This is a genomic window from Streptomyces sp. MBT53 (assembly GCF_016654115.1).
Classification (GTDB): domain Bacteria; phylum Actinomycetota; class Actinomycetes; order Streptomycetales; family Streptomycetaceae; genus Streptomyces.
Window position 1 is genome coordinate 34,569 of the sequence record NZ_JAEQAZ010000050.1, and the last position, 12,863, is coordinate 47,431.

Below are 12,863 nucleotides of genomic sequence, written 5' to 3' on the forward strand. Positions count from 1 at the left end.
TACCGTCCGATGAAGGTTCGGTGAACTGTCGGCTTGCTGGCTTGCCTTGAGATGTGAGGGGTGTGGCTTTTCGCCCCGGAGGTGAAGATGGTCACATCCTGTGCGATTGCTATGTGCATCCAGTTTCTAAAATGTCCTTGACGGTCTTTATTTAACTCGTATTTAGTCTCCTCTTACGTCATTCACAGGGTGGCCTTACCTGGCCTTACCCGGAAGGCTAACGAGGGGTGGGGTGTGCGTACTCGCACGCATCTGGCCGGGGGGCTGGCCGGTCTGGCCGGTCTGTGCCTGGCCGCCATGGGGGTCGTGACACTGGCATCGCCACCGGCGGTGGCTGCCACGTGCACGGCGGGGACATCGAACGACTTCAACGGCGACGGCGTGACCGACACGGTGCTCGCGGACCCGGACGCCACGGTGAACGGAGCCCAGAAGGCCGGGCTCGTGCGCGTGGTCCTCGGGGGCGGCAAGGGGGTGTCCGAGATATCCCAGGCCACTACCGGAATGCCCGCGACGCCGGAGGCGGGTGACGGCTTCGGATCCGCCTACGACACCTACGACGCCGACGGCGACGGCTGCACCGACCTGGTGGTGGGCACGCCGTTCGAGGACGTCGTGAAGGGCGGCGTCAATCTCGTCGACGCCGGGGCGGTCTACGTCGTCCACGGCTCCGCCACCGGTATCGGCGCGGGCTCCGTGATCGACGGATACAGCCAGGCCGCCTTCAACGCGAACAGCACCACAGAGGCGTACGACTGGTTCGGTTTCGCCATCAAGGCGGGCGCGAACGCGAGCGGCACGCCGTACCTGGTCATCGGGGTCCCCGGTGAGAACGTCCCGGTGGGCAGCACCACCTACGGGGACGCGGGCTCCATCGAGTACCGCCAGGGCACCACCACGATCGGCGTGACCGAGAAGGATCCGGGGGTGCCCGGCGAGGTCGAGACGAACGACAAGTTCGGCTACTCGCTGGCCGGGACCAACCGCTACTTCGCGGTCGGCAGTCCGGGAGAGGCCATCGGCGACGAGGAGTTCGCCGGCGGGGTGGCGGTCTTCAGTCACACACTCTCAAGTGGCATGCCCACGCCACTTCTGGGCCTCGACCAGAACAGCACCGGGATCGCCGGAACGGCCGAAGCGGGGGACGGCTTCGGCAGCTCGGTCTCCATGACCGGTTACCGGCCGAGCGATCAGACGTACAACTCCGACGTGCTGCTCGCCATCGGGATGCCCGGCGAGGACGTCGGGACGCTGGCGGACGCGGGCGGGATGCTGGTCGTACGCGTCCAGCCGTCCGGTGCCTACACCCAGGTCGCGGCGGCCGACGGCAACGCGACGGACGCCGAGGGCGACGCCGCCGCCGGCGACTTCATGGGCCAGCGGGTGGCGATCGCCAACACCGACACCACTGTCGTCACCGTCTCGGCCAACGTCCGCCTGGCCGTCGGCGAGCCCGGCAAGGACACCGCCACGGTCAAGGACGCGGGCGCCGTCCACATCTTCCGGCCGCTCGACACGGCCATCGGCGCCGCCGACAAGGAACTCACCCGCGGCTCGGGACTGCCCGGCACGGCGACGGCCCGGGACTACACGGGCATCGCACTCGGAGCGGGCAGCACCAACCTCTATGTGGGCGTGCCCTTCAGCAAGGCCTCGGACACGTCGAAGGGCGTCCTCTACGTCACGCGCTGGACGGACGTCGACGGCACCACGAGCGTCGGCGCCACCACCTACCAGCCCGGCGCGGGCGGTCTGCCCGACGCGGGCGCGGCACTCGGAGCGATCCGATGAGCGAAGGACGGAAGAGAAGAGAGCAGAGCGCAATGAGCACGCGTGCGAGACCCGGCCGCCGCCCCCTGATCGTCACCGCCACCATCGCGGCCCTGCTGACCGCGGGCCTGAACGCCCTCCCCGCCCCCGCCGCCGAGCACACGGCAGCGGACGGCACGAGCGGCACCGACGCGAGCACCACCACGTCCCTCTCCGCGACCGACGCCCGGACCAAGGCCAAGAAGTCCGGCAAGGCCGTCGAGATCCAGAGCCTGCGCGATGAGCGCAGCACCACCGTCGCCAACCCGGACGGCACCTTCACGACCACCGAGTACGTCCAGCCGGTCCGCACCCGCGTCGACGGCAAGTGGACCGACATCGACACCACGCTGGTCAAGCAGAAGAACGGGACCTACGCCCCGAAGGCCGCGCTGTCCGCGATGGCCTTCTCCGGCGGCGGTGACACGACCTTCGCCGAGATCGAGAAGGACGGGCGCTCGCTCTCCCTCGACTGGCCCGGGAAACTGCCCGAGCCGACGATCGACGGTTCCACCGCGACGTACAAGAACGTCCTGGACGGAGTCGACCTCAAGGTCACCGCGAGCGCCGAGGGTTTCTCGCACGTGCTCGTGGTCAAGGATGCCGGGGCGGCGGCCAATCCTGAGCTGCAACAGCTCCAACTCCCGCTCGACAGCGCGTCCTTGGACCTGAAGGAGACCGAAGGTGGCGGGCTGGAAGCCACCGACACCGGGGCCGGGGGCGCTGTCTTCGAGGCACCCCAGCCGTTGATGTGGGACTCCAGTCACGGCACGGCGCAGCAGCCCGCCGCCGAGGAGGTCACGCAGACGCCGCCCGAGGGCGCCCAGGTGGCCGACGTCGGCGTGGACGTCACGTCCGACACGATGACGCTCACCCCCGACGCCAGTCTGCTCACCGACGACGACACCGTCTACCCGGTCTACATCGACCCGGTGATCAAGACCGCCAACCGCAGCAGCTGGACCATGGTGTCCTCGGACTCCCCGGGCGACTCGTTCTGGAAGTTCGACGACGACGAAGGCGTCGGCCTGTGTCCTTCCAACGTCTCGGTGCGCTGCTCCAGTACCTCCGACGTCAAGCGGCAGTTCTTCGCGATCCCGACCGGCAGCTTCGCGGACAAGGACATCATCAGCGCGGAGTTCGCGGTGACGCAGGTGTTCACCTACAGCTCCGCGGCCCGCGATGTGCAGCTGGCCCGCGTCAACAGCACGGGCGCCAGCGCGATCAACTCGTCGACGGACTGGGCGAATCAGCCCTCCTCGAAGGCGGTGGTCGACACCCAGTCGACCACGCAGACGGCGGGCTCCTGCACCTCGACCAACCAGAACGTCCGCTTCGACGCGACGAGCACCGTACAGACCGCGGCCGACAAGGGCTGGGACACCACCACGTTCCGTCTCAAGGCCGGAGTCGAGTCCGACACCTCGTACTGGCGCCGCTTCTGCGGCAACGCGCACCTCGAAGTCACGTACAACCGGCCGCCGTTGGAGCCGGTCCAGGACGACCTCCAGATGAAGCCGGGCGGTTCTTGCGAGTACGGCAGTGCCACCGAGCACTACGTGACCCAGGCCCCGCGTGTCACCGCGGTGATCCGGGACTACGACCACGGCGACACCGGCTCCAACTCGGAGACCCTGCAAGCCCAGTTCAAGGTCACCTGGACGGACAGCTCCGGCAACACGGTCACGCACTACGCGACGACCGCCAAGAAGACGACGGTGGACTCCAGTTGGAGTGAACAGACGGGCGTCGCCACGTTCTTCTACACCATCGGCAGCGATGTCTCGGGCGACGGCGAGGCGGGCTTCACCGTCCCGTCGAACACCACCGTCGCCTGGGCGGTGCGCGGTTACGACCAGCAGTCGTACGGCGCCTGGTCCACCGACGGGGACCAGACCCGCTGCGAGTTCATCTACGACACCAGCAAGCCTGCCTCGGCCGCGATCACCTCGGCCGCGTACCCGGACGACGAGGCCTGGCACGCGGGCGTCGGCGACTACGGGAACTTCACCATGGACTCCCCGTCGACCGACGTGACGGCGTACTCGTACTACTTCACCGGCCCGAAAGCCGACAACACGAAGAAGACGATCGCCGCCGAGTCCACCGGCGGTCCGGCGACCGTCCGCTGGATGCCGCCGAGCGAGGGCACGTACGCCCTGCACGTGACCGCGATCGACGGTGCGGGCAACGCGCAGAAGACGCCAACTGTCCATATTTTCCTGGTCAGTGACGGCCGCGCGCCCGTGGCCGGCTGGACCCTCGGCGACGCCAAGGGGTCGACGAAGGCGGCGGGCAGCAGCGACACCCCGGACGCGAGTGCCGGTTCCGGAGTGACCTTCGGCGCGGCGGGCCCACTCGGCTCCACCGACACCGCCGCCTCCTTCGACGGCACCGAGAACGCCTACCTGGACGCGGGCACGGCCGGCGTCGAAACCGGCAAGACCTTCTCCGTGAGCGCCTGGGTCATGCTGCCCACGCTGCCCACCTCGAACGTCACCGTCGTCAGCCAGGACGGCACCGCCCAGCCCGGCTTCGAACTCGGCTACGACGTCGACACCGCGTCCTGGACCTTCCGCATCCCCGTCAGCGACATGGAGTCGCTCGGCACCTGGAAGGTCTCGGGTGCCGCGGCCGTCGCGGGCAGCTGGACCCACCTCATCGGGGTGTACGACGCCGAACTCGCCAAGATGATGCTGTACGTCAACGGCGTCCTCGTCGCCGACGACGTGCAGGCCCGCCACACCACGTGGAGCGCGACCGGCGGTGTGCAGATCGGCCGCAAGCTCGCCCTCGACGGCTACACCAACCAGCTCAAGGGCAGCGTCGCCGACGTCAAGCTGCACGACCGGGTCATCCCGCCCACCGAGGGCCAGGAACTCGGCGGCATCCAGCCGCACCAACTCGCCTACTGGCAACTCGACTCGGCCACCGGTGGAGTCTCGCCGGAGACGGGTGGCGGTACCGGACTGACGCTGGGCGGCGGCGCCTCCGTCTATCTGCCCAACGACTCCTGCGACCCGGAGGCCGACCCCGACTGCCTGCCGCCGGCCGAACCCCTGTGGGGCGACGGGCACTTGGCTCTCAACGGCACCTCCGCCTACGCCACCCGCGCGGCGACCGGACCGTTCACCGCGCAGGACAGCTTCACCGTGACCGCCCGCGCCCGGCTCGCCTCAGCGAGCCCGACGGTGGACGAGACGGTGCTCTCGCTGACCGGTGTCAACGGCAGTGCGGTCAAGGTCAAGTACGCTGCCGCCAGCGCCCGTTGGCAGCTCGTGGTGACCTCCGCCGACTCGGCGACATCGGTGACCACGTCGCTGCTCGACAACGTCGACCCGCCGAGTTCGGAGGGTGACGGCGACCACCTCTCGCTGGTCTACAACGCGGTCTTCGGTGACGTGCTCCTGTACGTCAACGGCACCGCCGTGGCCGACGCCTCCTGGGACAACACCTGGGACTTCAGCACGACGAGCCTCCAGGTCGGCCGGACGCTGACCGGGACGACGGCGAGCGAGTACTTCTCCGGCGCGGTCGACGAAGTCCGCATGTACCAGGGGCCGTTGGACGCCTCGCTGGTGGCGCTCGTGGCGGTGCTGCCGGGCGGCGACAGCATCGACGAGTCCTCGGCCTGAACCGACAGGACCTTGGCCTGACCGGCCGTCCCCCTTTATCAACTAGGAGAGTTGATGTCCCAGTCTCCCTGGTACCGGTCCACGAGACCGGTCTGGCGGAGCGGTCGCAGACGGGCGGCGCTGGTCCTCGGACTGGCGCTGTCCATCGGTCTGCTCCCGCAGTACGCGCCCGAGGCCACGGCCGACACGGGCCTGACCAAGCCGAAGACCCAGACGAACCTCGACGACCCGGTCCGGGGCGAGAACGCCACGGCCAAGACCTTCAAGAAGACCGACCAGGCGAAGAAGGCCGCGGTCAAGAAGGCCGACACGACGCACTGGCCGGCGGCGGGCAGCGCGGACGTCACCCTGTCCGGCAAGGCGGTCAGGGCCAAGGGGCTGCCGGTGTCCGCGAAGGCGGCCCGCGGCACGAAGGCGGCCGACTCCGTCCGCGTCCAGGTCTTCGGCCGCAAGGCGACCAAGGCGGCGGGCGTCGACGGCGTCCTGTTCACCGTGGCCCGCTCGGACGGCGACACGGCGAGCGGCCCGGCCCAGGTCAGCCTGGACTACTCGGACTTCGCGGACGCCTACGGCGGCAACTACGGCTCACGCCTGCAGCTCGTGCAGTATCCCGAGTGCGTCCTGACCACGCCGGAGAAGAAGGCGTGCTCGACCCCGACGTACCTGAAGAGCACCAACAACGCGGCGAAGCAGACGCTTTCGGCGACCGTTCAGGCGGCGGGCGACACCTCGGGTCTCTCCAGCCAGCTGCTGGAGGCGTCCTCCGACTCCTCCGCCACCGTCCTCGCGGCCACCGCGAGCAGCGGCGGTGAAGGCGGCGACTACAAGGCGACGAGCCTGTCCGCGTCCTCCCAGTGGGGTGTGGACACCTCGTCGGGCGCGTTCACGTGGAACTACCCGCTGACCACGCCTCCCGTCCCCGGCGGCCTCCAGCCGACCGTCGGCCTGAGCTACAACTCCCAGTCGATCGACGGCCAGACGGCGACCACGAACAACCAGGGCTCATGGGTCGGCCAGGGCTTCTCCTACGACCCCGGCTACATCGAGCGCAGCTACAAGGCCTGCGCCGACGACGGCCACGACGACACCAACGGCGACCAGTGCTGGGCGTACGACAACGCCACGATCGCTCTCGCCGGCGGCACCTCGGGCCAGCTGATCAAGGACGACACGACCGGCGCGTGGCGGATCAGCTCCGACGACAACTCCAAGGTCGAGCACCTGACCGGCGCCACCAACGGCGACAACAACGGTGAGTACTGGAAGATCACCACCGGCGACGGCACCCAGTACTTCTTCGGCCTCAACCAGCTGCCCGGCTACGCCACCGGCAACGAGCAGACGGCCTCCACCTGGACGACCCCCGTCTACGGCGACGACTCGGGCGAGCCCTGCTACAACGCGACCTTCGCCGACGCCTACTGCACCCAGGCCTGGCGCTGGAACCTCGACTACGTCGTGGACCCGCACGGTGACGCGATGTCGTTCTACTACGGCACCGAGACGAACTACTACACGCAGGGCCTGAAGACCACGGAGAACGGCAAGGCCTACATCCGCGGCGGCTACCTCAAGCGCATCGACTACGGTCAGCGCGCGGGCACGGTCTATTCCACCAAGCCGGCCGCGCAGGTCGTCTTCACCACCGCCGAGCGCTGCATCGGCTCCCTGACGGACTGCTCCGCCGGAGCGCTCACGGACTCCACGGCCGCCGACTGGCCGGATGTCCCCTGGGACCAGAACTGCAAGGCCGACACGAAGTGCCCCGGCCAGAACTCCCCGACGTTCTGGACCCGCAAGGAACTGACGAAGGTCACCACGCAGATCCGCACCGGTGACGCGACCTACACCCCGGTCGACGAGTGGAGCCTCACCCACGTCTTCACCGACAACGGCGACGGCTCCAAGTCCCTCTGGCTGAGCAAGATCGACCACACGGGCAAGGTCGGCACCGATGTGTCTGTGCCCTCCGTGGAGCTGTACGGCACCCAGCTCGCCAACCGCGTGGACACGACCGGCGACAACCTCCAGCCCTTCTACCGCTTCCGCCTGTCCGGCGTGAAGAACGAGACGGGCGGCGCGCTCAGCGTCAACTACGCGGACACGCAGTGCACACCGAGCACCGTCCCGGCCGAGGACTCCTCCACCAAGCGCTGCTTCCCGGTGAAGTGGATTCCGCCGGGCGCGACGGACACCATCGTCGACTGGTTCCACAAGTACGTGGTCGCCTCGGTCGTCCAGACCGACCTCACCGGCGACACCGCCGACCAGGTCACCTCGTACACCTACGGCGGTGACGCGGGCTGGCGCAAGAACCCCGCCGACGGCATCACCAAGGACGAGGACCGCACCTGGAGCGACTGGCGCGGCTACGGCAAGGTCACCGTCGTCACCTCCGACGGCACCAACTCCGCCTCCAACACCAAGACCGAGCACGTCTTCTTCCGCGGCCTCGACGGTGACGTCGACAAGGACGGCGACACCCGCTCGGCGACGGTCACCGACTCCAACGGCGTCTCCTACGAGGACACCGACTGGAAGGCCGGCCAGGAGCTGGAGACGATCACCTACAACGGCTCCGCGGTCACCGAGAAGTCGGTGACGGTGCCGTGGACGAGCGTGACCGGCACCCAGACCGAGAGCTGGGGCACCCGCAAGTCCCGCTACATGTCCACGGGTTCGACGGACACGTACACCGCTCTCGCGGTGGGCGGCTGGCGGCACACCAAGTCGACGACGACGTACGACGGCGTGACCGGCCGGGCGACCCAGGTCGACGACGACGGCGAGGTCGGCGTCTCCGACAACCAGTGCACCCGCACCGAGTACGCCGACAGCGCGAGCCTGCACCTCTACACGTACGTCTCGCGGGTGGAGAAGGTCGGTGTCGACTGCGCCTCGACCCCCGACCGCACCAAGGACGTCATCTCCGACGACCTGACGTACTACGACGGTTCGACGACGCTGGGCGCGGCCCCCACCAAGGGCGACGTGACCACGACGAAGCGGCTCTCGTCGTACAGCGGCACGACGGCGACGTACCGGACGACCGCCGTGACGACGTACGACGCCTACGGCCGTCCGCTGGTGGCGAAGGACGCGACGACGGCGTCCTCGTCGACGCAGTACACGTCCTCCACCGCCTACACGGACACCTACGGCCTGGCCACCAAGTCAACGGTCACCAACATCGACGGCTGGACCACCTCCACCGAGTACGCGCCGCAGTGGGGCCTGGCGACCGCCAAGGTCGACATGAACGGCAAGCGCACGGACCTCGCCTACGACGGTCTCGGCCGCCTGGTGTCGGTCTGGCTCCCGGACCGCCCCAAGGCGTCGAGCTTCACCGCCTCCCTCAAGTACGAGTACCTGGTGCGCGGGAGCGACGGCCCAACTGCCGTCCACACGCAGAAGATCCAGGCCGACGGTGCGACGTACGGCAGTGAATGGTCGCTGTACGACGGCTATCTGAGGCCACGTCAGGAACAGACGCAGGGCGAGGGCGGTCGTATGGTGGCCGACACGCTCTACGACGGCTCCGGCCGCGTGGTGCAGGTCAACGACACCTACTACACGTCGGGCGCTCCGTCCTCGACCCTCTTCGATCCGGTCCTCGCCGACCTGGACGCGACGACGGTCACCCAGTACGACGGCGCGGGCCGCACCACGGCCTCCATCTTCAAGGTCCAGGGCACGGAGAAGAACCGCACGACGTACACGTACGGCGGCGACCGCGTCACGACGACCCCGCCGACCGGCGGCACGAAGACGACGGTGGTCACCAACGGCCGGGACCTGACCACGACCCAGATCGCGTATCCGACGGACGGCGACGCCGTCACCACGTCGTACGGCTACAACGCGGCCGGCCAGCTGAAGAAGGTCACGGACGACCAGGGCAACAACTGGTCCTACGAATACGACCAGTTGGGCCGCAAGAAGAGCGCCGTCGACCCCGACACGGGTTCGTCGTCCTACACGTACGACGACCTGGACCGGCAGACGTCGGCCACGGTCAACGGCGACAAGACGTCGACGGTCTACGACGAGTTGGGCCGCGCGGTCTCGACCTGGCAGGGCGAGGCGACCACCGGCACCAGGCTCTCGGTGACCAAGTACGACACGGTCGCCAAGGGCGAGTTGTACGGCGTCTACACGTACAAGGACGGCGCGGTCTACTCGTCGGTGACCTATCCGGTCCTCGACGAGACCAACGACTTCAAGCCGACCTCGACGAAGTACTACCTGTCGAAGACGGCCGAGCCGCAGCTCGGCGGCACCTACGAGTACACGACCCAGTACAACCGCGACGGTTCGGTCCAGGGCGAGGGCCTGCCCGCGGCGGCCGACCTGTCCGGTGAGTCGCTGGGGTACGTCTACGACGACCTCCAGCGTCCGGTGGGTCTCAACTCGTCGCTGGGAGGCCTGAGTTACGTAACGGACGCGTCGTACTCGCCGACCTCGAACCTGGAGCAACTGGAGCTGTACACCGGTGAGTCCACGGCGAAGAAGACGTGGATCACCAACACCTTCGAGCAGGGCACGGACCGTCTGACCAACTCACGGGTGGACGTGGAGGGAGCGTCGAGCGTCGCGTACGACGCCGACTACACGTACGACGCCTCCGGCAACGTCCTCTCGATCGCGGACACGCCGACCGGCGGCACGAGCGACGTGCAGTGCTTCACGTACGACGGCCTCCAGCGGCTGTCCGACACGTGGACGTCGTCGGTGACGCCCAACGGCGCAAGGGGCACGGGCAGTTCGGAGTCGGCCTGCGCCTCGGGCGCGTCCTCCTCGACGGTCGGCGGCGTCTCGCCGTTCTGGACGGAGTACGGCTACGACACGCTCGGCAACCGCAAGAGCGAGACCCGTCACGGCCTCAACGGCGCGGCGACGTCGACCCGTTCGTACGTCTACGGCGACGGCTCCGGCCCCAACGGCACGGACTCGGGCCCACACACGGTGTCGTCGGTGACGACCAAGACCGACGCCACGGCCACGACCCCGCAGGTCACCTCCCAGGACTCGTACACGTACGACGCGTCGGGCAACACGGCGACGCGGGTCCTGTCCGGTGACACCCAGTCACTGGCCTGGGACAAGCAGGGCGAATTGACCACGGTCACGAACGCCGACGGGACGGTGACGTCGTACAAGTACGACGCGTCCGGTGAACGGCTTCTCCAGGACACCCCGACGGAGAAGACGTTCTACCTGCCCGGCATGGAACTCCACTACGACAAGTCCACGGCGAAGGTCACGGCCACCCGGTACTACTCCTTCGGCGGCGCGACGGTCGCCATGCGGGAGGCGGACGGCGTCCACTTCCTCGCCTCGGACCACCAGGGCACGGCGGAACTCGCGGTCGACGCGAAGACGGGCACGACGACGCGCCGCCGCACGGACCCCTTCGGCAACGCGCGGGACGAGTCGTCGTCGTCCTCGACGGGTTGGGTGAACGACAAGGGCTTCGTGGGCGGCACCATCCAGGCGTCCACGGGTCTGACGACACTGGGCGCGCGCGAGTACGACGCGGACACGGGCCGGTTCATCTCGGCGGACCCGATCGTCGACTTCACCGACCCACAACAGATCAACGGCTACGCGTACGCGAACAACAGCCCGGTCTCGATGAGCGATCCCACGGGTACGGAGAGCTGCTACCCGAACTACAGCTGCACCAGAGACACCATCAAGACCATCAACGAGACCGGCACGGCGCCGACCTCGGGCGACTCCGGCAACGGGAACGGGAACGGGGGCACGAACGACAGCACCACCTACTCGCCGGCCAAGGCGAAAGCGGACGAGGCCCGCGCGAAGGAGGACGCGGCCAAGGCGAAAGCGATCGCTGTCGCCAAGGAACTCGGCAAGATCATCGCCGACGAGTTGGGGATCACGGACGCGCTGGACTGCTTCACGACAGGAAGCCTCGGCTCCTGCGGCGCGACCGCCGCGAACGTCGTCACGTCACTCATCGGCGGCGGCCCGATCGGCAAGCTGGTCTCGAAGTACTTCTGGCGGGTCGACAAGGCGTACGCGCTGGGGAAGCGGATCGTCGGGCTGGGCAAGAAGCTCTGGGCCGGATTCAAGGACTGGAAGAAGAGCAAGAAGGCGGCGGAAGCGGCCGAGACCGCCGTCAAGGAGTGCAACAGCTTCACGCCTGACACACGGGTGCTGATGGCGGACGGCTCGACGAAGAGGATCGAGGACGTCGACATCGGCGACAAGGTCCTCGCCACCGATCCGGAGACCGGCAAGACCAAAACCGAGACCGTCACGGCCGAGATCAAGGGCACGGGACTCAAGCACCTCGTCAAGGTCACCGTCGACACCGACGGCAAGAAGGGCGCCAGGACGGCATCGGTCACCGCGACCGACGGACACCCCTTCTGGGTACCGGAACTCGGCGAGTGGCTCCGCGCCACCGACCTCGAAGCGGGCGAGTGGCTGAGCACCAGCAGCGGAACACGGGTACAGATCACCGCGGTCAAGCGGTGGACCCTGCTGACGGCCACGGTGCACAACCTCACGGTCAGTGATCTGCACACGTATTACGTGATGGCGGGCACGGAAGCGGTTCTCGTCCACAATGCCGGCAAACGCAGCAACCCTGAGCAGGTGTGCCCCATCGGGGCGTACGCCGTCGAATCCATTCCCGCTCGCAGCAAGTCACAGGTGTTCACCGACGCCGAGCACGACAAGATCGACGAACTGGGCTTCATGTACGGATGCCACACCTGCGGCATACTCGATCCAGGTGGCAATGGCAGGTACGTCCCGGACCATCAGCCGATCAGCTCCTGGGTGCCGGACGGAACCCCCCAGCGGCTTTACCCCCAGTGCCGTCCGTGCAGTAGCCGGCAAGGCGGTTGGGCAGGCCAGTTGAAGAAAGTGATGAGAGGTCTCTATGGCGCGAAAGACTGAGGAGCGTCGATGGCTGGAGACGGACGGAGGACCTTTTCTCCTGGCGCCCGTCTCGGTCCTTCCCTCCTGGACAGGGTACGAAGGTGACTACGATCTCGTCATCGACGCGACGGACTCCGGGCAATCGGAGTGCTATGCAATCCCTGGCCGGAACGTGGCGATCCTCGGAGACGAGTCGCTCAGGACCACGGTATTGGAATCCCGGTCGCTGATCGTCCAATGGATCTACTCGAATTCAGAGGACGACATCCTGGAGAATTCCTCCGAGATCGACCTCGATTCCATTGTGTGGCGTGAGGGACCGGTGCTGGAAAGCGACGGAAGCCTCGCCCTCGTCGACTCGGCGACACCGGGCACCGAGGCAACCGAGGAAAACATGCTCGTGTTCGAGTGCGAAACCGGGAAGGTCCGCGTCGACAGCGCGGAGGTGCCGCTCGCTCCGCATTGCGCGGCGAAGCTTCACCGCCTGGTGCCAATGAAGTGATCCAG

At 67.8% G+C, this 12,863-nt stretch carries 4 protein-coding genes; all 4 read left to right on the forward strand.

The genetic code is table 11. The features are described from left to right. Window positions 1-234: 234 nt before the first annotated feature. Genes JHN45_RS20350 through JHN45_RS20365 form a run of 4 tightly spaced genes read left to right on the forward strand, consistent with a single transcriptional unit; the run spans window position 235 to window position 12,858 of the window. The gene (locus JHN45_RS20350; protein WP_201049928.1) at window positions 235-1,791 is read left to right on the forward strand and encodes an integrin alpha; all 1,557 of its coding nucleotides are present in this window, start codon (window positions 235-237) and stop codon (window positions 1,789-1,791) included. A 32-nt stretch (window positions 1,792-1,823) separates the two neighbouring features. Beyond that, window positions 1,824-5,444: a LamG-like jellyroll fold domain-containing protein gene (locus tag JHN45_RS20355; protein ID WP_201049929.1), complete on the forward strand. Its 3,621-nt coding sequence runs from the start codon at window positions 1,824-1,826 to the stop codon at window positions 5,442-5,444. 54 nt (window positions 5,445-5,498) lie between these two features. Beyond that, window positions 5,499-12,374: a polymorphic toxin-type HINT domain-containing protein gene (locus tag JHN45_RS20360; protein ID WP_236583847.1), complete on the forward strand. Its 6,876-nt coding sequence runs from the start codon at window positions 5,499-5,501 to the stop codon at window positions 12,372-12,374. After that, a complete protein-coding gene (locus JHN45_RS20365; RefSeq protein WP_201049930.1) occupies window positions 12,358-12,858 on the forward strand; it encodes an Imm21 family immunity protein in 501 nt (166 codons plus the stop codon). Before JHN45_RS20360 ends, JHN45_RS20365 begins: the two co-directional genes overlap by 17 nt. Window positions 12,859-12,863: the final 5 nt, after the last annotated feature.

Excerpts from the sequence above, each read along its gene's own strand:
- JHN45_RS20365 (WP_201049930.1), top strand. The coding sequence starts at position 12,358 with ATGGCGCGAAAGACTGAGGAGCGTCGATGGCTGGAGACGGACGGAGGA.
- JHN45_RS20360 (WP_236583847.1), top strand. The coding sequence starts at position 5,499 with ATGTCCCAGTCTCCCTGGTACCGGTCCACGAGACCGGTCTGGCGGAGC.
- JHN45_RS20355 (WP_201049929.1), top strand. The coding sequence starts at position 1,824 with ATGAGCACGCGTGCGAGACCCGGCCGCCGCCCCCTGATCGTCACCGCC.